We start from the raw sequence: 20,570 nt of genomic DNA, 5'->3' as shown, positions 1-20,570 counted from the left end.
TAGTATTATTTATCATTAATATATACAGCAATTCCATTTGATTGCTTTAAAAATAGACACTGTGTCAAAATGATTCACTTATAGGGTTTGCTTCATCCAGCGTCCTCGTTTGAACCAGAACCCGAGTATTATCCCTTTTAGACCGGTCGTCAGGGATATTGCCCACCAAATTCCGGTACTGCCCCATCCCAGTGTGCCGGCAAGAAACAGGGCCAGCGGAATCCGGAGCCAGGTCAGGGGCGCTGCAATCATCATGGGAGGGAGTGAGTTTCCTGCACCGCCGAATGCACCCTCGAGCACAATTTCGAATCCCAGGAAAATTTCGAAAATGGCAATGATCTTTAAATAGTCCGCTCCTTCTGCAATCACGGCAGGATCGCTGATGAACAACCGAATCAGACTGCTGCCGAAAAAATAGAAAACAATACTTAAAATTGCCAAAATAATAGAGATGTACAATACACAGAGCCATGCGGCTTTTTCTGCTGTGCGAGGGCGCCTGGCTCCCAGATATTGTCCGACCAGAGTCGCGGCGGCAAATGAAAATCCCACCGACATATTATAGGATATTCCTTCAATGCGGTGCCCAAGGCCGAGAGCGGCCAGAGAATTGTATCCGTAATCTGTAATGATGGTGGTCAGTATCATGTAACTCAGACAGAACATGACGCCATTGAATGCAATAGGAGAACCGATGTGTATGATCCGTTTCAGCATTGGAAAATGAACCAGGGAGTGCCGTTTCCAGTGAATCGCAATATGCAAGGACCGGCGGGGCAGGAGAAAAATCAGGATGACGGCTATGAGTAAATGTGCAATGACAGTCGCCAGGGCGGCACCTCCGGCCTGCAGTTCCGGAAAAGGACCGTAACCAAAGATCAACAGCGGATCCAGAATCATATTCAGGGTCAAACCGGCTGCAATGACTTTGAGAGGGGTGTGCGTATCACCTGTGCCTCTGAATGCTGAATCAACGGCAAACGCTGTAAATATGGCAAAGAGGCCGTAAAGAATGATACTTTGATAGTCAATCGCATGCTGAAAGATCATACCCTCCAGGCCCATTTTTGTAAAGATAGATTTCTGAAAGATGAGGCCGAGTAGCGTAAGAACCACGGAAAGCAACACAGTCAGCAAGAGTCCCTGTCCGATACAGGTAGAGGCATGACTGCGCCGCCCGGAGCCGATGTAGCGGGCTACAAGAGAGTTGATTCCCGTGCCTGCCAGTGTAGCCAGTGCCTGCAGAGCCCAAAGAATAAAAGACGCTGCGCTGATGCCGGCCAACGCCTCGGCGCCCAGTTTACTGACCCACCAGATGTCGATCAGGTTGAAAACCATAATAATCAGCATGGAACCGATGGCCGGGCCTGATATTTTAAAAATAGCCTGTTTGAGGGGAAGAGACAGCACATTGTCCACTTGCTCGGGCGCGGGCAAAACGGTCGAGACCTCGGGATTTCCATGCCATTCCAGGCTTGAATCTGTTACGATATCTTCTTTCATCGTCATTCCTTAAATGCCTTGAAAATACAAAAAAAATCCGTATTTTTCATTATATTAATTGTATATCATAGCTGCCGGTTAATTTAAACGGCAGGAGGTTATGAACCAACGGGAGAGAGATATCGTGCAAGTCATCGACTGCAGTCATCCGTTGTCCGAATCCGTTCCTGTCTGGCCGGGTGATCCGCCTGTGCAGATTCAGCCCTGGACAAAACTGCAGGATGGATTCCGAATGAATCGGATTTCAATGGCTGAACATTCAGGGACGCATATCGGGGTGCCGGCTCACTATGTGTCAAATGCCATAACCCTGGATCAATTGCCGGTTGCTGATTTAATCCGGCCTGCTGTGTGTGTTCATGCGGTTCAGTACCCGGAGTTTTACAAGGGATTTCAACTGACTGCGGATATGGTCCGGGACTGGGAGCAAAAGCACAACAGAATCAAAGCCGAAAGTGTGGTACTGGTTCATACCGGTTGGGATCAGTACTGGGAGTTTACTTGTATGGGAACCGGGCAAAAGCCTATGCTGCCCGGAATCGCAGCGGATGCTGCAGAATTGTTTGTTGAACGCGAGATTCATGGTGTTGGAATGGACGCACCGGATATTGGCGCCGGGGATGCGGATTTTATTGTGAATCGGTATTTGGCCGAACATGATGTCTTTCACCTGGAAAACCTGACCCGGCTGAATTTGCTTACTGATAAAGAGTTTACTCTGATCATCGGCGCTGTTGCAGTCAAAGGCGGGACCGGCGTGCCGTGTCGCGTTTTGGCCGTGTCTACTTTGGCATGATTTCTGTTGTATAATCAGGTTCGTACGAGTTGCAAAAATATAGGATGGCAATGAAAGGTCATAACACGCTGATAATAATATCCCGTGTCATTTTATGCCTGTGGGTATCCTGTTACATGATTTTTATCCCTGTTTTTGTCGATCATCTGAGGGCAGGACAGAATGATGAAAAACCACTCATTGGTCACCAGCCGGTCATTGTCGGAAAGCGTGGAGACCCCCTGATGATCCAGGCAAGAGTCAGTGAAAAACCGGAATTACAGTCTGTTACGCTCGCTTTGTCAGTAGCCGGAAAAACGGTGCACGGACAATTGAATCGCATACCGCCCAAGCATCCGGTTCCTGGCGCCGGTCCAGCCCCTGCAGGCGCTCACACTCTCCGGACGACCATCGCCTTCATCCAATATCGTGGCCCGGGTCATGACCGGGGAAAAGCTTGTTGTTGATAAAACAACAAAGTACTACTACCTGGTTACCCATGCAAACGGAGAACGCGGATATGTGCTGCAAAATCAGGTCCGGGTGGTTCGACGTGGATTTACGTACGGCGCTCGCTTGAAATCCTACTACAGCCGGCTGGATACCCTAAAATACCAGATTACAGCGACTGCCGTTAACGGTCAGACCGCCAGTGTGTCTCATAAAACTCATTTTGTCTCTCAGGAAGCATATCAAAGACTGTATCAAAATTTTCGTCCGCCTCAGACCGGGGACGAATCCAAAGCATTTTATAAACGGCCTTTGTTTTGGCTGGGGACGGCTGTCATCGGAGGGTTGGTTGTCGTATTCATGTCGGGTGACGACGAGAAAAAAGCGGCCACCGTTAATTTACATGTGGATTGGGATTAAACAGGAATGATCTGAATGATACGTACAATGATATCCATAATCTGTCTTGGTACCCTGTTGGTATTTTTGCGCTGTTCAAGTCCGAATTCCACCTGTCGCTGATAAAAAACTGTCGTTCTCCCTGTCACTGCGTGAGAGTTCGGGACACTCATTGTCCCTGTCTTTGGTCGATAGCATGAATTTGCGCGTCTTGCATAAAAAAGACAGCTTGCATTTAACATTGCCGTTTGAGGGGGCAAGAGCGGATACTCAACTTACGATTCCATCCGGTATCCCGGTTCGTTTCCTGGCAGATGTATACAAAGATTCACGTGTGATCATGCAAGGAGACACAACCATCACGGCAGGGTCCGGAGAAAAAATAGATTTGTATTTATCTTTGAAATTTGTAACCCCGGCTGTCATATCGACACCGTCCACTCAGGATGTACAGGCCGGTGACAGCGTGAGTTTTGATGTGGCGGTTCGGGCGATGCAGACCAAATTTTATAAAGCAGTCACCCGGATTGAATTTGATCCGAATATTCTCTCGTTTCGATCTGCGGAAAAAGATAAACATTTTTTAAAACAAAATGCCGGTGATATCACGGTACAATTGACGGATACAGAGGGGCTGCTGATCCATGATGTGGAAATTACACCCAAAGCCTCCGCTGTTTCCGGAAACGGTAACCTGACAACCCTTCGCATGCAGGCGTTGAGAAGCGGACGCGTCTCCGTTACAATCTCTAATGATCCTGATGTTGAAGAAACACTGGGTGTTTATGACAGGAGTGACTCAAACGGATACCTGTTGTCAATCTGGGGTGCATTGTGGTGGTTAATTAATAAAGGCGCAGACCTTAACTCTGCGCCTTTTGCAGGAGGCAACTTAGATATTCAGCCAGTAGGTCATTTTTATCATAAATATATTGTCCGCCGAGTCTCGCATCAGCCTTTCAAAAGAATTTGAAAACTGCAGATCCTGATAATAGCGGTCATTGCTTCGTTCCTGTGTCCAGACCAGGTACAAACGCGAGCCGGGACGGTATTCCCAGCGTAACACGGCATTGCCCCGGAATGATTTAAAGTGAAAATCCGGGTCTGAATATGAGAACGAGGTCTCGCCTGCAGAAACCGTATAATCACCGTCTTTTAAACTGATTTCATCCGATTGGTATTCGTAAAACTCGTACGTTTCCGGTCGGGCGAGCTCTTTATAATGATGATAATCACCGTGCGAAATCAAGGGCTGTGCATACAACTGCAGGGTGAGTGTCGGAGAAAAAGCCCAGTTCAGCCGGATGTCTGCGCTCAGTTCTGTGTAATCCAGTTCACCGAACACATAGCGGTTTCCAAACATCGCCTCGGCCTGGGGATCGGGAAACTCGTCGATCCATTGGGCATGACGGTGCTGCCAGGTGATTTCAGGTTCGAGCGACAGTGAAAAACTTTTTGCCGATTTATAGGTCATTTCCGCTGAAAGCGAATAGCTTTGTTCTGCTCTGCCGGTCGACAGGTCAGTGGATAATCCCAGAACCAGATTTCTGCGATTGTCGGTTCGGTATCCAAGTTCCAGATAGCGGGCGGAGGGGGATTTGCTCAACGGTCCGCCGCGTGTCAGCCGATTGTCGAGTGTCGGGAATACATGAAATCCGGTTACTGAAATATTGTGATAATTCAGCAATTTGATATCCGTTGTGCCCCATATTCCGCGGGCCATCAAATGTCCGCCAAAATCAACCGTTTGAAAGGCAGAGCCGATCACCCACAGCTCGCGAAAATAGTTCCCGGGTGTTGTCCATTTGTAACCGGCGCCGACATGTGCATTGATCATGTCGGTCCGCCACAAAAATCCCATATCATTGACCTCGAAACCGGGCGAGACAAAACCGATAGCGCTGTTGAGTAAAAAATTTCCTTTTTGTTTGTTCAGCAGCGCCCGACCCGCCATACCGCTCATACGGGTGGCTGAACTGTCCACAGAGAGATGAGAGACGCCGGGACGTTGAAAATAATGTGTGGAATTGGTCTGCAAGTCGAGCAGTCGTTCGTTTGTACCGGAAACCTGCGAACCGGCCAGCCAGCTGGAAACCACCCAGGTTTGTTCAGCATCCAAAAAGGCCCAGCCGTCAATTCCCAGCGTATAGGCTTCCTGATTCATCTCGTCTTTTAGTGTTGAATGTTTAAACTGCCGACGGGTGCCGGTGCTGATAAATCCAATCCCGTATCGACCCTCCTGGATTTCATTCTGCGCCCGTGCCACGCCAAAATGGGTTCGGGGTTCGACAGTCTGGTGGTGCAGAGTGCCGTCAATTCGGTATTCCCCGCTTTCCCGGGCCGTCAGGGCATACAATCCTCCTACATTCCAGTTTTTTCCCACTTTGCCGGTGACTTTGCCGGCTCCGTATATGGTTGTGGCATCCGGAATTTTTTCATAATCATTGTCCGGGAGTCCGCCGTACGGCTGTTTGCCGATTCGCCGGCTGTAAAAGAGATCCGGTGTGCTCCAGTTAAACCCCCAATGGCTGTTCGATCCGCCGTATCCGAATAAAAAGGTGGAAGACCCTTCCACAAAAAACGGACGCTTTTCCCGGAAAAACGTTTCAAAATCGGACAGATTCACCACGGCCGGATCCACTTCCACCTGGCCAAAATCAGGGTTTACAGTCAGATTCATGGTGAGTTTCGAATTCAACGCATATTGCAAGTCAAATCCGGCGGCCGGAGAGTTGATTCCCTGATCGATAAGCGGATTCTGCCGATAGCTATAGCCCTGCAGTATCTTGGTCCGGGTATAGGGGGTAATCTGTATGTTATGATGACTGGAAATGCCTTCAATGCCGGACAGATGCGGAAATCGCGAGGTAAAGCCGCTGCTGTTCTTGGGCGAGTACACCAGATAGGCTTTTTCATTTTTTCTTACAATATCGCGTCTGAAATTGATTCCCCATACATCCTGACCGGATTGTTTAAAGCGAAGCTGGGAGAATGGAATGCGCATCTCAGCAGTCCATCCGGCAGAATCGATGCGGGCTTTGGCCTGCCAGATCCCGTCCCAGGAATCGTTCATCCAGTCGTCATTTCTCAAGGTGCCGTCAAACCGGGTGCCGGCGGGATTCACGCCGAAATAGTATCCGCTGCGGTGGTCGTGGTAAGGATCAATAAACACACCGAACAGATCGGAAGGAGTGTCTGAATCAAGCCGGCCGACCGGGGAAACAATTGAATCCGGTGCGCGGTCGTAAAGCCGGGCGGCTATATATAATGAATGTTCATCAAATGCAATATAAATGTCTGTCGATTCTGAACAGGGTGAACCTTCCTCGGGTTCGCGCTGTAAAAACTGCAGATCGGTCCGGGTGTGCTGCCAAACCGTTTCTGACAGATTTCCGTCGATTTGTATGCTTTCCGATACCCGGGTGGCAGTGAGTTCGATACCCGAGTTGTGATAATGCGGACTTGCACCAATAAAAACAGGCAGGGAAATGAGTATACAGGTGATTAACTTCAATTTGAAACTCCATTTTATTCTGTTTAGCTCGGTATACGAAAAGATCAAAACAGAGTTTCATAAAGGGATTTGGGTGCTGTGCTGGGCCACACCGCAGCCGGGATTGTCGTTATATCACTCCAGCTTTCTGTATTTTTGTTGTTCCTGAAACGTCACCAGCGTGTTCGGCGGAACCGAGGCGGTAATCCACGTATTGGCGCCGATGACGCTGTTTTCACCGATAACCGTTTCTCCACCCAGAATTGTGGCTCCGGCGTAAATGGTCGCATTATCCTTAACCGTAGGATGACGTTTGCCGCCTTTGACAATCGAGCCGTCGGGATTGCGCGGAATGCTCAGCGCTCCGAGGGTAACTCCCTGATAAATTTTGACCTGGTCTCCGATGTCCGAGGTTTCACCAATGACAACACCGGTGCCATGGTCGATGAAAAAACGTTCTCCGATGACAGCGCCCGGGTGAATATCGATGCCGGTTCGCCGGTGCGCCCATTCGGTCATAATACGCGGAATGAGCGGCAACCCCATTTTGTATATTTCGTGGGCGATACGATATGTGGATACGGCATACAAATACGGGTAGCAGGAGATCACTTCTTCCACGCTTTTGCTCGCCGGATCGCCTTCAAAACCAGCCAGGGTGTCGAGTTTCAACATACCGCGAATATAGGGTATGGATGATATAAGAGTAAAGGCTTTTTCTTCACAGGTATCCTGAGAAATTTCACCGTCATAGTTGTCCGTTGATTCCGCATAGCGGCAGGCGCGCTGAAATTCATCCACACAGCTTAAAAACAGACGGTCGATCATGCTCTGAACATAAAACAGCATATTGGAACGCGGCGGTACGCGCGATCCGAAATAACCGGGGAACAAGATGTGTAGAAAAGTGTCCAATATTTCAACCACAAGTTCATTGTTCGGCAGATTTTGACCGTCGATCCGGTTGATGCCACCGTGCCGTTCATAGGTCTCGACGATTTCTTCTGATATATTGGAAAGCTTTTGACCGATATTTGACATATTACCCTCTGAAAAAATGATTGCAAATGTGCGCGAATAGGGATACATTGAGTGTCCAGAAAATACGAAAAAGGAAGCAAAGATGCAAAAACCTGTTATGATTACTATTCTTTTGTTGATTTTGATTGTGGCCGGGGCGTTGGTTTATGGTTTTGTGTTTGAACGAACGGGTATCTCTGTTGAAGAGATTTCCATCGACTCTGAAAAGATCAAACACCCGGTCAGGGTTGTGCATATCTCGGATTTACACATCTACAGGCTATCGTCCTTTGAAAAAAAAATTGTGCAAAAAGTAAACAGCCTGCGTCCGGATATCATTGCCGTGACCGGAGATCTGTTTTTAAAACGGGAACTCTGGGAAAACACAGGAAATGATTTTGAAACCACCCTGGCGCATGTCTCTAAATTTATGGAAACCCTGCAGGCCAAAGACGGTGTTTATCTGTGCCGCGGTAATAACGATATCAGCAACGATAAGGAAAAAAGCGATCTGTTGCTGAAGGAAATGCAGCGGATTGGTGTTACTGTATTGTCCAACCGGATCAAACGAATTAGTGTGAACGGGAATTCCCTGGCGCTTCTGGGCGTGGATGACCCCGAATTGAAAGATGTATCGGATTTCTGGATCAACACAGATCGTGACAATCAGGTGTTGCAGACCAATGCCAAATCTCGTAATTCATATACTCATGTGATGCGATTTGATCAGTCATGGAAAAACTATACGGTTTACGGTCGATTCCGTCAGTTCAATCCAAACTGGTCCGGGATCGGCGTCACGTTTTATTCACAAATGGACAAGGGCTTTGATCATTTTTACCGCATCCGCAGGCGTGCCGGCAAGGATGAGTTTGTTTTGTCTCCTCATAATACCCGGGTGTGGGGGGAGACGGTTCAGACGTTGTCTGTCCATGCTGAAACCTGGTATCAGTTCAAAATTCGTGTAACACATACGGCCGGTCAAACCCGGATCAACGCGGTGATCTGGCCGGAGGGCGAACAACAGCCGGAGCAATGGGCCATTTCGGCGTTTGATACATCCATCACCCGCCTGAACGGAGGAAGCGTCGGGTTTTGGAGCGCCGGCCAGGGCATTAATCAGTTTGATGATGTGCGTATACTTGATCAGGCTGGCGATACCCTGGCTGGTTCCGATTTTGAAGGCTATGAGCGCGGCACCCAGCCCGCCCGCTGGATTGATTTCAATTATGAAGAGCAGGCCGTGCCTGTCATGGCGGATCAAATTTCAGTGTCAATTTACAAAATTTTATTGGCACACTCGCCCAAAGCCTTTGAATACAGTCGGGAAAGCAGCGTGGATTTGCAGCTGAGCGGACATACGCATGGCGGACAAATCAGGCTGCCGTTTGTCGGATCGCCGGTGGTATGGCGGAATAAAATGGAAAGCATGTATTCTCAGGGATTGTTTCAGGAAAACAACACAACTTTGTATGTGAATCGGGGCCTGGGGACCGCATGGGTACCCATACGCCTGTTCTGCCCCCCGGAGATCACCGTGATTGAGTTAAAGTAGGTTTGTCCTCAGAAACCGCGGAGCGTTTCAAAACCACCACGGTTGCGTCATCGTCCCAGTTGGTGCGGTTGCCGAATTCGTATACCGTATCGAAAATAAAATCAACAATTTCCCTGGCTGTTTTTTGTTTGTGTTTTTCAGCCAGTTTTCTCAGACGTTTGTACCCAAAACTGTTCGGTCGGCTTCGTTGGTGCGCTCAATGATACCGTCCGAGTACATGACCAGAATGCTGGACGGCGGCATATGGATATGAGAACGCGACAACGGGATGTCCGGCAAAAATCCGAGCGTGATGCCCGTGGCCGGCAGTTCCACGCTTTCCTTGTCTTTGATCAAAAACGGCGCCGGGTGCCCTGCGTTGATATAAAAAACGTGACCGTCTTGTTCCACCTCACCAATAAACATGGAAACAAAATTGGTTGAATAGGTGCTTTTTTGAATGACTGTATTCAGTTTTTTGACGGTCTGCACCAGCCGCATTTCCATGGCCAGCCCCATACGCAATCCGATCACCACATCCCGGACCAGCAGCGCCGCGGGAATACCGTGTCCGCTGGCATCTCCCAGGGCTACGCCAAAAAAGTCTTTTTCATATTCAAAATAATCGTAAAAATCACCGCCGACAATTTCTGCAGGTTGCGACCGCCCGAAAATTTCATAGCCTTCGATTTGAAATTTGTTCTTGGGGAGCAGACTCTTTTGTATCTCTTGCGCCTGTGCCAGCCGGTCTTCCATGAGTTCAGTAAAGATACGGTAGTTAATAGAGGTGCGCACTGAATTTAAAAACAGACTGATCTCTTCTCGCACCCAACCTTCCTTTAGCGAAAAGACCAGCATCCATTCTTTATCCTGATTGTGAACCCAAATGGCCGTACACATATCCGGAGTTTTCTTGCTGCTGTTGTAAAACGCAGTGTTTAACGGCGGCTGATCGTAAATATAACTGCGATTGGTGATCGCCATCTGGATGATGGGCGTGTCTACGGGGATGCGGGTGGCATACATGCTTTCTTCCGCCGGCAATTTGGGGTATACCAGAACAAGCTCGCTCGCGCGTCGTTCATAAATTCGCCCTTTATCGATTTGAAGGGTGTCTTTAAAATTGGAGACCAGCGTTTTTACAATATTGGGCAGTAAATTCCCATCCGATTTTTCGATACGGATGGTTGCCAACAATGCATCCAGACGTCTGTAAAATTCTTTTGGGTTTAACATTTATTCAACAAAATCCTTTAAAATCGGAATAGTTAATTATTGATCTGGATGACAGGGATAATTATATTGCAGTGGCCCTGTCAAAACAGAAAAACCGAAAACATAGCTCTATGTTTTCGGTCATAGAGCGGGAGACGGGGGTCGAACCCGCGGCGTCAAGCTTGGGAAGCTTGCATTCTACCACTGAATTACTCCCGCTTTAATTTAGAATGTTACTGAATTTCGGGAGAAAAATCAAGGTTTTTTTAATGTTGTGTCAACAGAATGTGAGGGTATCATGAATCTATCAGATTTGCAGTCTTTTTTATCAAAAGCGATCGTACAGGTCGGGGAAGAGGCGCTGACTCTGGGAACCTTGCTCCTGTTTTTATATCCGGTCTGATTCTGCTGTTCGAATACCCGTTGCATCTAAATATAAAAACCAGTATTTTATTCTGACGCGAATAAAAGAAAAGAAGCGCTCTGAACAACACCATGTTTGAACTTTATTTTACAGCTGCCATTCTTGTTTTGCTGATCATCGGACTGATCCGTGATGTGTATCAGCCTTCCCTGTTGATTTTTGTTGCTTTGCTGCTTTTGGTGATCGGCAATGTCATTACCATTGATGAAGCGTTTGAAGGGTTCTCCAATACCGGTATGATCACGGTGGGATTTTTGTTCATTGTCAGCGCCGGACTGCAGGCTTCGGGGATTTTTGAAAAAAGCATTGTCAAGCTGCTGGGGGGCCGGTCCACTCCGGTGGTGTTTCGGTATTTGCGCCTGTTGCCCGCGGTTGCCGGGTTTTCCGCGTTTCTCAACAATACCCCCATCGTCGCCTCTCTGATTCCGGTGATCAAAAACTGGGCGAAAAAAAACAATCTGTCCTCATCAAAATTTTTAATCCCGGTTTCCTATGCCGCGATTCTCGGCGGTATGTGTACGTTGATTGGTACGAGCACGAACCTGATTATTCACGGTCTGTTGCTGGAAAAAGGTCTGGAAGGATTCTCGTTCTACGAGTTGACACGCGTGGGTGTGCCGGTGGCTGTGATCAGCCTGATTGTGTTGAGTTTGTTCAGCCACGTTTTACTGCCGAATCGCAAGGAACTGACCGCCAAACTCGGAGAAGAAACCCGTGAATTTGTCGTCGAGATGAAAGTCTCCGAGGAATACCCGCATCTGGGCAAAAGCGTTCAGGATGCCAATTTGCGGCATCTGGAAGGATTGTTCTTGTTTCAGATTTCCAGAGACGGACAAGTTATTGCGCCTGTGGCGCCGGACGAGATGGTTCAGGCGGAAGACCGGTTGTTTTTTACCGGGTTGCCCGAAACTATTTATGAACTGCAGAAAACGCCGGGATTGTATGTGGTGCGGGATCTGGAATTTGATCTGAAAAATGTCGATTCGGACAAGCTGAAAACCTACGAAGCCGTGGTTTCATCCGCCTCGCGGCTGATCGGCCAAACCGTGCGCGACAGCAATTTCCGCGATACCTATCAGGGCGTTATTTTGGCCATTCACCGGGCGGGCAGTCGTATCGATAAAAAGGTCGGGGATATTGTGTTTCAGCCGAACGATACCCTGTTTATTCTGGCCAAACACGGATTTGAAGAGCGTTTTTACCACGACCGCGATTTCGCCCTGGTATCGCGCAGTCTGGATATTTATGAAAAACCCCGGTGGAAGGGCAATCTGGCGCTGGGATTGATCCTGCTCATGGTGTTGGGCGCTTCACTGAATGTGGTGCCCATTATCCTGGGTTCGGCTATTACGGCGAGTCTTATGATCCTGTTTAAAATCCTCAGCGTCAAAGACGCCAGGGAAAATGTCAACTGGAATGTGATGCTGTATATCGCCTGTTCTTTCGGGGTCGCCAAAGGCATCTCCAATTCCGGTTTGTCCGAACTCGTGGGACAGACCATCGTGGGTGTGCTGGATGTGTTCGGTCCGGCGGGTGTGATCGCGGGGGTGTTTTTGCTGACCAGCAGCTTTACCTGGGTGATTACCAATAATGCGGTGGCGGCCATTATGTTTCCCGTGGTGCTGTCGATTGCCGAAGTAATGCCGGGTGACCCGCGGCCCTATTTCATCACCCTGGCCCTGGGCGCTTCCACCTGCTTTGCCTCGCCGCTCGGATATCAGACCAATCTCATGGTCTATTCAGCCGGCGGATACCGGTTCTCCGACTTTATGAAACTTGGCGTTATTTTAAATCTGCTGGTGGGTGTGGTTACCATTTGGCTGGTGTATCATTTTTATTTTTAAGCCTTGTTTTGGTTGTGTTTGAATTTTCATGCCTGTTTTATTGTTTTAGTAATAGAAATTTTAACGCAGAATCAATCCATTCAACTAAAACAGCGGAGGACGTATGCGCAAGTATTTGTATTGCATTGTCACGGTTCTAACTTTATCGTTTGCCTGCGGCGAACAGGCATCTCCTGTCCGGGAATTAAAACACTACCCGGTCGATAATCTGGACAACCTGCTTACCTCTGAGAATGTAGAACTGGATACCTCGGTCACGGCGGATGGAAACGGTGCGCTCCGGGTGACTGTTGAAGACACAACAGTGGTTCCATTGTACAAAGCCGGGGATATCGACGTTGAGAATGCCAGGCTGGTGTATCAGGCGCAGCTGCGCACCCGCGACCTGCAGGGGAATTGCTACCTGGAAATGTGGTGTGTGTTTCCTGAAAAAGGCCGCTATTTTTCCCGGGGGTTACAAAATCCCTTAACCGGGGATACGGACTGGGTCCAGCGGGCGATCCTGTTTAATCTCAAGGAAGGTGAAAATCCGGACAGCGTTGAGTTTAATCTGGTGGTCAACGGCCAGGGCACTGTGTGGATTGACGATATTCGTGTTATTAGGAGACCCCTCGGGAGGCTATAAGCAGGACTCCATTTCAGCGGCCGCATCGTGCCAAAGCGCGAACAGGTGCTTGTGGCCGCTGAATTCATGGCGGTTTTGGATTTGGTTTTAATTTTTTTGGAGGTAAATATCCGTGAGTTTTCACGGACTGCATTCAGCCCAAGCCCTGCGTAGACAGAGCACGGATACTGACAACGAGTCGCGCCGCTGATTGCGGATGCTGCACTGCAAAATTACTGACCTCGTCGTACAATTCCCCAATTGTGAGACGAGTGGTCGCGGCACAATAAAGCAAAAGACATTCAATTTTTTACCTGTGATGCTATTCTTTGTTCATCATTAAATGTTTTGTTCGTATCGTTCCTTGCTGAATATCGGGGCAGCGAATAAAACGAACGACACGAACTGAAATTATAAAAATCCACTATTAGAATTGTTGGTACTTTTGCAATACCAATCTTTGACATTCAGGCATGTATTGCTGAATGCTCTGAGCTGCATGTTTCATTTTTATCAGGAACTGATAAATTAAATATGCCGGGTTTGTTTATTTGTTCGTTGCTGATTTTTTTTGAACAGCGAACAAAACAAAGGGCACGAACTGCAACGGCGAATCCGGTAAAAGATATCGGATAATATCAAAATACCGAATGATTGCTATTTCATGATTATTGGATCCTGCACAGCAGCATCTCGGATGCTGCACCGCAAATGCACCGAACTCATCGTATGCTTGGTCAGGCCAACATGACGGCCAGCCAGAGTCCCAGATTAAACAGGACTGCAAACAACAAATGAATTTTTACGTTCAATCCGGCTGCTTTTTTCAATAGATCCATGTCCTGATAGTGCCGGGTGATGATTTCGACTGCTTTGGGGAAAATAAGGAAATAGGGAACCAGGCCGATCAACGCAATCAGTCCCGGCCATCCGAGGATTCCGCATAACAAGGCAGTGTTCAATATGAAATCAGCTGAATTCCCATGTATACCCAGCGTCCGGTTTTTGCGCCGGTGCGCGCTACAATTGTCATTTTGCCGCTGTCTCGGTCCGCGGTTTCGTCGATTATTTCTCCGACGAGGAGAATTGATGCGGTACTGAGCCCGGTGATGGGCAGCGCGAACAGGATATAAGGATGTGCGGCTACATTCTGGCTGACCGCTGCCACCAGCGTGGCCATGGGACCGAATGCAAACCAGACCGCGATTTCGCCCCATCCGCGGTAGGCCAGCTTGACCGGCGCTGCCGTATAGTATTTGCTGAAAAACGCGGATAGCAGGTATAAAATCCACAACAAGGGCAGAAGCGAGGGACGAATGACAAAGGAAAGAACAAAGGTGGCAGCCAGAGCGACCATTAATCCGCCACGAGCCACCTTGCGCATGTAGGATATCATGTCCGGATTTTCCACCAACAGACCCGAACCGCCGCTGAAATCATTGCGATGTTCGTTGATGCGGTCCGTGCCCTGCAGGGTATCATAGATGTCATTGTATACATTGGTGGCGGCGTGCAGTCCCATGCCCATGATCAGCACCAGAATGAAATTAAATAGATGAAACGGAGCGCCGCTCAGTACTGCCAGCAGCGTACCGGCCAGCAGCGGTGACAGGATTGACGATAAAAACGGCGCCCGGATGGTTTTTAGTAAATTTGGTTTTTGCATTAAAGTCCCTTTTTTTATTTAGATCGTTTCAATTAAAAACCTGTTTCAGGATATGAAAATTCCGGGTTATTTGCTGATTTTTTACGATTCAGAAAGAGTGTTCTATTAACAAACGTCAAGGATGCAGCCGCGGTCTTTTGAAATTCGTGATTGTTGAATATCGACGAGATGGCCAAAACATAACAGTACGTACTGCAGTATATACTGTTATAGTATATTTTAAATTCATGTAAAATAAATAATAAAGTGCTATAGATTTAAGTCATAACAGTTCATAACTGTTTTTTTAAAAACCTGATCTGTTCGGCAATATCCTGTTCAAATCATTCACTCTGATAAATATCAAAGTGTTTGACCTAATACATTTCGTTGAATTTACTGACCACCATTCAGCAAAACTCGGGATCAATATCGGAGCGCAGTTCGCCGGTGTCTTGCGCGTTTTTGATGTTTTTCAAATAGCGCGTTTTGATTTGCTGCAAGACCTCGTCGTACAATTCCCCAATTATGCGACGAGTGGTCGCGGCACAATAGAGTGCGGTGAATGAGAGCGGCACAATAAAGCAAAAGACATTCAATTTTTTACCTGTGATGCTATTCTTTGTTCATCATTAAATGTTTTGTTTGTATCGTTCCTTGCTGAATATCGGGGCAGCGAACAAAACGAACGACACGAACTGAAATTCTAAAAATCCACTATTAGAATTGTTGGTACTTTTGCAATACCAATCTTTGACATTCAGGCATGTATTGCTGAATGCTCTGAGCTGCATGTTTCATTTTTATCAGGAACTGCTAAATTAAATATGCCGGGTTTGTTTATTTGTTCGTCTTGTTCGTTGCTGATTTTCTTTGAACAGCAAACAAAACAAACGGCACGAACTGCAACGGCGAATCCGGTAAAAGATATCGGATAATATCAAAATACCGAATGATTGCTATTTCATGATTATTGGATCTTGCACAGCAGCATCACGGATGTTGCCATGCAAAACTTGTCCTCATCGTACGGCTCTTCAGACGTGCGATGAGTGGTCGCGGCACAATCCTGAAAATACATGACTCGTATTTTTTGCCCTTTTCGGCATGTACAAAGGTGTTGACTGGTTTATCTTCTTGAGGGGGAGGTCTCCCCCTCGCTGCAGCCAGGCTGCCCGCCCCGTTGCAGTTTCTACTGATCATTCAAAGTTTGCCGACCGGGGCGGGCACCGCCTCGCTAAACCGGCATCTGCAAAGTGATAATATAGTATTTTTTCAATAGATCAAACAAACCCCAGACCGGAAACACTTGACAGCCGGTTTGCCGTCCTGCTGAACAACGCAGGCCGGCCGCTCGGCTGCCTGTCTTCCGCTACCCTCTCTGTTTTCAGGACGTGCCGGTATTCTTCACTATACCATACTTGATGTTTTCTGCCCCGCAGTCTCTCATCAGACCGGATCACAGGATATTCGGGATTTACAGGATATCATCGTTCCGCCATGTCATACAAATTAGCCGGGGGGATTTGGAGTGAAATATCCGTGATATTTCACGAATTCGCGTCGCAGCAGGGACTGCGCATACCGTGCCGGTTGCTTGACGGACACATTTCTATTGAGTGCAAGCCATGCACGGCAACATCCCGGCTATTGCACTCCAAAACGGACCTCGTCATACAATTTCCCCATTGTGCGACGAATGGTCGCAGCACAATAAAATAAAAAGCACCAGGCCGCGCCCTGCCCCTTTCATTTGTCGCACAACAAAAACAGTTGTACGACAAAAGATGGATTCTGACGGGCAACCAAACTTTGAATTCACGGTCCATACGGCAAAACCCGCCCTGCGAAACTTTTTTACCGGCTGCGAATCATTTTCGCAGGGTCCGGGGTCGGGTTTCCAGTAAATTATTTGAAAACAATGCAAAAATATTGGCCCGGAACTTGCCTGTTTGGCAACAATGCTTTGTTTTTGCTGTTCACGGGCATCATTTCATACACACCGACTCTTGTTGCTCGAACTTGTCTTTCACCACAAAAAGCCAAACAGATCAATTCAATCAAAATAAGGCTTGACTTTTAATAGTTTAGGTTGTAAAGTAGCTAAAGGATTTGAGGTGGTTTTGAGGGCAGGGAGAAGCATCTGACGCCGAATGCAACAATGGATTCGCGCAGCGCTACGGGGCGGTGTCGGAGAGAAAAAGGAAATACCACGGGACTGCGAAACACACGGCATAAAACACCTTCGGGGCGGATGCGGATTTTTCCTTTTGTTTAATCGGATAGGTGACAACAGTCAGGAGGATGGATTATGCTGAAGTACATCCTGATATTTTTGTTCTGGTTTGGGACGGTTTTTTCTCAGTGGTCTGCCGATCCGGGGCGGAAAACACCCGGGTGACCCATGGCGGACTGTTGCCGCAAATGATCTCTGACGGGGCTGGCGGTGCGTTTATTGTTTACCAGGACAGCCCGGCTTTGCTGCGCCAGGTATGGGTGCAGCGTCTGGACAAGCATGGTTATGTCCGGTTTCCTGAAACGGAATCCGAATCAGCAGTGCAAACCGTTATCAGTCGCCTTATTATTATCTGGTCAGTGACAGCGCCGGCGGGGTAATCGTTTTGTTCGAGGACCGGCATCTGGTGGGCGACCCCTACGAAGTCACCTATAACGCTGTCTATGCTCAACGCATAGACAGCAGTGGAACCAAACTCTGGGGAGATGCCGGAATTGAACTCTCTCCTTTTGTCGAAGGAAAAGACAAAACCGGAGTCTCCGCCTGCAGTGACGGGAACAAAGGCGCCTTTGTGTTTTGGGGCGAGGATCAGGATGGCAACGGCGCTTTTGAACTGAGGGGGCAGAGGATAACCTCCGATGGTCAGCTTGCCTGGCCGGATACGGGGCTTGTGGTTACCGATAATTTCATATTTGACAATATCTCCAATCCGGCAGTTTGTGGAGGGTCCGGGAATGCCATTATTTTGTATTCCGACAGCAGCGAAACCAATTGGGACACAAAACTGCAAAAACTGAATTCGCAAGGATACTTTTTATGGGATGATAATAGCGTGGCGATCTATCCGGTTGGGCGGCAAATGATAAGTGACAAAAGAGGGGGCGCCATTATTGCAGGGGTACGATGGACGTTTGATGGAATTAGTCCTGAGTATATTGTTGGCGCACAAAGGATAGATAGAAAAGGCCAAGTCCTTTGGGAAGAGAACGGGATAACAATTACGAAAAATGCAGATGATCAAACTGATGTTAATGTTTTAATTAATAAAGATGGAAATTTATTTGTTATATGGGACGACTCACATTCGGGACAATCTAATGTTTATGTACAGAAATTAAATCCTGAGGGTTTACCTCAATGGCCCAATAATGGTGTCATGCTCAGTAAAATCAATTTATTAAAAGGTGTTTTTGGAAATGGAATTGCACCAGTTGAAACATCAAATCCTGTGGTCATATGGAAAGGCTGGCGTAATGGAGACAATGATTTGTTTGGGCAAAAATTGAATTCGATCGGTTTAAAATTGTGGTCTGATGATGTACCAATTTCAACAAGAGAGCATTATCAACGTGTACCCAAGGCCATTTCAGACAATTCAGGTGGTGCAATTGTCTGCTGGTACGAGATCGGTACAGGTAGTGGTTGGGGCATCTTTGCACAACAAGTAAGTCGAAACGGTAATTTGGGAGAGGTGCTGAAAACTTCTATATCTCAAAGACACAGTTCCAGTCTCCCCTCTCAAACTATTTTGCATCAAAGCTACCCCAATCCGTTCAATTCAGAGGTCATCATTAAATATAAACTTTCAAAAAATCAGCATGTCAGACTGACGGTTTATGATATAACCGGAAAGGAGGTGATCACTTTCGATCAAAACCAATCGCCCGGTCTGCATCGGGTAAAATGGCAGGGTAAAAATCAAAAAGGAGGGGAGGTGACAAGCGGCATTTATCTCTATCGGCTTTTTGCCGGCAGATTTGTTGATAGCAAGAAACTCATTTATGTCAAGTAAATGATACCAGAAAAAGGAGGTAATGAAACATGAACAAAATAATTCTTATGATTCTGTGCTTATTTGTAACAAATGCCATGGAACAACAGCTTAAAGCTTCAGACTACTTCCCCCTTCGGATCGGTAATACCTGGGTCTTTGATCTTTATGAATGGCCGGATAAATTTGTTCTTCAGGATACAATTTCCATTATTGATTCGCTTGAAATTGACGGCAAAACGTATTTCCTGTTTGATCATTTTTTTACCATTCACAGATTAGAAGACTCGGTTTATGTGAGAACCTCAGCGGATAAAGTGTATCGCTATTATGACGGTCGTGAGGAGTTGTGGTTTGATCTTGGTGCGAATGAAGGAGATTCTTGGCTAATAAAAACTCATTTTGTTGCTGAAGATACACTGGTTCCAGTAAAAGTATCCCTGGATAAAAAAAACTACTCTTTTTCTGTTAATAATCGAAAACTGGAAAACTGTTATTTTTTCGGTTTTGATTTTGCTGTTGATTATGGCTGGACATACTTATTGGCTCCGAAGATAGGGTGCGTGTATTCTGATGTTATCTCAATTTTACCAAGATGGTATAGCTTCCGCAACGGAGTCATCAACGATATCGCCTACCCTGATTTGGTCACCTCAGTTGACTCAAAGAATAAACCAAAACACGATGCAATCAGTCGGTCCATGCTTTCAGTATATCCCAATCCTTTCAATTCTTCAGCCCGAATCGCTCTTAACATGCCAAGAGCTGAGGGTAGAATCGACCCGGAAATCTATATCTGTGATATAAGAGGGCGAAAAGTAAAAACATTTTCCATTACTCAAGCTACGTCAGCAGAAATTAACTGGAACGGCATAGATGAAAGAGGCATCATCTTACCATCGGGAGTTTATTTCGTTGTTTTAAATTTTAACAACAAGCAGGTTACAAAAAAAGTTGTTTTTACACAATAAGCTATTGACTAAAAGGAGGACAGGCTCATGAGAACGTCAATCAGTCTTTTAGTGTTTTTGCTCTTTTTTGTATTGGCTAACTTTTCCTTTGCCGGCATCAGTCATGTCAAAACTTATCCCGGTTACAGATTGAATGATTCCATTGGAAAAGCGAATGATGCAGAAAGCGTAGAGAAGGCAGTTTCAAATTATCTAAAATCTCATGAAAAAGAATTTGGTATTAAATCAAAAGAACTACAATTAAAATCATCCTATTTCAGTTGTGGCAATTACTATCTGATTTACGAACAATATCATTCCGAAATTCCGGTCCATACCTCTAAAGTTGGTATTAAAGTAGCAACTGATGGAACGATTAAAAAGGTTGGAGTTCATTTTTATCTCAACTTTCCATCTTCTTTTCCTTACACAATCACTAACGATAATGCTATGAATATTGCTAAAAATTTATTCAAAGATCATTTAGATGAATCAGTCAAAGTCGAATCTTCATCCATGATTATTGTTCCTGATGATAAAGAAAACTGTTACACGTTGTGCTGGAAAGTTGAATTGTCCAACCTGGAGGCAGGTAAGGGTGAAGCCTTTTATATCGATGCCAATAAGGGATCCCTTGTTCACAAAGAAGAGACCATTAGAAAATCAATCAATGGCACAGTAGAAGGATCAATTTGGTTATGAATGGG

17 protein-coding genes and 1 tRNA gene are annotated in these 20,570 nt (G+C 46.8%); 10 read left to right on the top strand and 8 right to left on the bottom strand.

The window, feature by feature from the left end; all coding sequences use genetic code 11:
• Positions 1-78: 78 nt before the first annotated feature.
• Positions 79-1,503: an MATE family efflux transporter gene (locus U5R06_20690; protein MDZ7725163.1), complete on the bottom strand. Its 1,425-nt coding sequence runs from the start codon at positions 1,501-1,503 to the stop codon at positions 79-81.
• 100 nt (positions 1,504-1,603) lie between these two features.
• On the opposite strand from U5R06_20690, the gene U5R06_20685 reads away from it, so the two are divergent.
• The 3 genes from U5R06_20685 to U5R06_20675 all read left to right on the top strand — a co-directional run bounded on the left by U5R06_20685 (position 1,604) and on the right by U5R06_20675 (position 4,100).
• Positions 1,604-2,299, top strand: coding sequence for a cyclase family protein (locus U5R06_20685; protein ID MDZ7725162.1), 696 nt, complete (start codon positions 1,604-1,606; stop codon positions 2,297-2,299).
• Between the two features lie 420 nt (positions 2,300-2,719).
• Positions 2,720-3,148 carry a hypothetical protein gene (locus U5R06_20680; GenBank protein ID MDZ7725161.1) on the top strand — a complete coding sequence of 143 codons (429 nt, stop codon included), beginning with the start codon at positions 2,720-2,722 and terminating at the stop codon, positions 3,146-3,148.
• A gap of 175 nt (positions 3,149-3,323) precedes the next feature.
• Entirely contained in the window at positions 3,324-4,100 is a 777-nt protein-coding gene (locus U5R06_20675) for a cohesin domain-containing protein (protein ID MDZ7725160.1), read from the top strand.
• On the opposite strand, the gene U5R06_20670 is transcribed toward U5R06_20675, so the two are convergent.
• Positions 4,020-6,641, bottom strand: a complete 2,622-nt coding sequence (locus U5R06_20670; GenBank protein MDZ7725159.1) for a DUF5916 domain-containing protein — start codon at positions 6,639-6,641, stop codon at positions 4,020-4,022. The two genes, U5R06_20675 and U5R06_20670, sit on opposite strands and share 81 nt — an antisense overlap.
• Before the next feature lie 114 nt (positions 6,642-6,755).
• On the bottom strand, positions 6,756-7,661 hold the full coding sequence (gene epsC, locus U5R06_20665; protein ID MDZ7725158.1) for a serine O-acetyltransferase EpsC: 906 nt from the start codon (positions 7,659-7,661) through the stop codon (positions 6,756-6,758).
• Between the two features lie 82 nt (positions 7,662-7,743).
• Between epsC and U5R06_20660 the strand changes: the two genes are divergently transcribed.
• Positions 7,744-9,195 (top strand): metallophosphoesterase, encoded by a 1,452-nt coding sequence (locus U5R06_20660; protein MDZ7725157.1) that lies wholly within the window; start codon positions 7,744-7,746, stop codon positions 9,193-9,195.
• 150 nt (positions 9,196-9,345) lie between these two features.
• Here the strand turns inward: U5R06_20660 and U5R06_20655 are convergent, their stop codons facing one another.
• A complete protein-coding gene (locus U5R06_20655; protein MDZ7725156.1) occupies positions 9,346-10,410 on the bottom strand; it encodes a SpoIIE family protein phosphatase in 1,065 nt (354 codons plus the stop codon).
• Positions 10,411-10,536: 126 nt separating this feature from the next.
• Positions 10,537-10,608, bottom strand: a tRNA-Gly gene (locus U5R06_20650).
• A gap of 276 nt (positions 10,609-10,884) precedes the next feature.
• Between U5R06_20650 and U5R06_20645 the strand changes: the two genes are divergently transcribed.
• Positions 10,885-12,657, top strand: a complete 1,773-nt coding sequence (locus U5R06_20645) for an SLC13 family permease (GenBank protein ID MDZ7725155.1) — start codon at positions 10,885-10,887, stop codon at positions 12,655-12,657.
• Between the two features lie 103 nt (positions 12,658-12,760).
• Entirely contained in the window at positions 12,761-13,282 is a 522-nt protein-coding gene (locus U5R06_20640; GenBank protein ID MDZ7725154.1) for a hypothetical protein, read from the top strand.
• A 716-nt stretch (positions 13,283-13,998) separates the two neighbouring features.
• Here U5R06_20640 and U5R06_20635 read toward each other — a convergent pair.
• From U5R06_20635 to U5R06_20625, 3 genes are all read right to left on the bottom strand, one after another.
• Positions 13,999-14,223 (bottom strand): hypothetical protein, encoded by a 225-nt coding sequence (locus tag U5R06_20635; GenBank protein MDZ7725153.1) that lies wholly within the window; start codon positions 14,221-14,223, stop codon positions 13,999-14,001.
• A complete protein-coding gene (locus U5R06_20630; GenBank protein ID MDZ7725152.1) occupies positions 14,220-14,927 on the bottom strand; it encodes a prenyltransferase in 708 nt (235 codons plus the stop codon). Before U5R06_20630 ends, U5R06_20635 begins: the two co-directional genes overlap by 4 nt.
• Before the next feature lie 389 nt (positions 14,928-15,316).
• Entirely contained in the window at positions 15,317-15,505 is a 189-nt protein-coding gene (locus U5R06_20625) for a hypothetical protein (protein MDZ7725151.1), read from the bottom strand.
• A 1,705-nt stretch (positions 15,506-17,210) separates the two neighbouring features.
• On the opposite strand from U5R06_20625, the gene U5R06_20620 reads away from it, so the two are divergent.
• The 4 genes from U5R06_20620 to U5R06_20605 are packed head-to-tail and all read left to right on the top strand — an operon-like array spanning position 17,211 to position 20,565.
• A complete protein-coding gene (locus U5R06_20620; GenBank protein ID MDZ7725150.1) occupies positions 17,211-17,522 on the top strand; it encodes a hypothetical protein in 312 nt (103 codons plus the stop codon).
• A 26-nt stretch (positions 17,523-17,548) separates the two neighbouring features.
• Positions 17,549-18,934: a T9SS type A sorting domain-containing protein gene (locus tag U5R06_20615; protein MDZ7725149.1), complete on the top strand. Its 1,386-nt coding sequence runs from the start codon at positions 17,549-17,551 to the stop codon at positions 18,932-18,934.
• A 29-nt stretch (positions 18,935-18,963) separates the two neighbouring features.
• Complete coding sequence (locus tag U5R06_20610) at positions 18,964-19,884, top strand: T9SS type A sorting domain-containing protein (protein ID MDZ7725148.1); 921 nt, start codon at positions 18,964-18,966, stop codon at positions 19,882-19,884.
• 27 nt (positions 19,885-19,911) lie between these two features.
• On the top strand, positions 19,912-20,565 hold the full coding sequence (locus tag U5R06_20605; protein ID MDZ7725147.1) for a hypothetical protein: 654 nt from the start codon (positions 19,912-19,914) through the stop codon (positions 20,563-20,565).
• Positions 20,566-20,570 lie beyond the last annotated feature (5 nt).

The sequence above is a fragment of the candidate division KSB1 bacterium genome (assembly GCA_034521575.1).
GTDB lineage: Bacteria > Zhuqueibacterota > Zhuqueibacteria > Residuimicrobiales > Krinioviventaceae > JAXHMJ01.
This window is presented reverse-complemented; position numbering and strand designations above follow the sequence as displayed.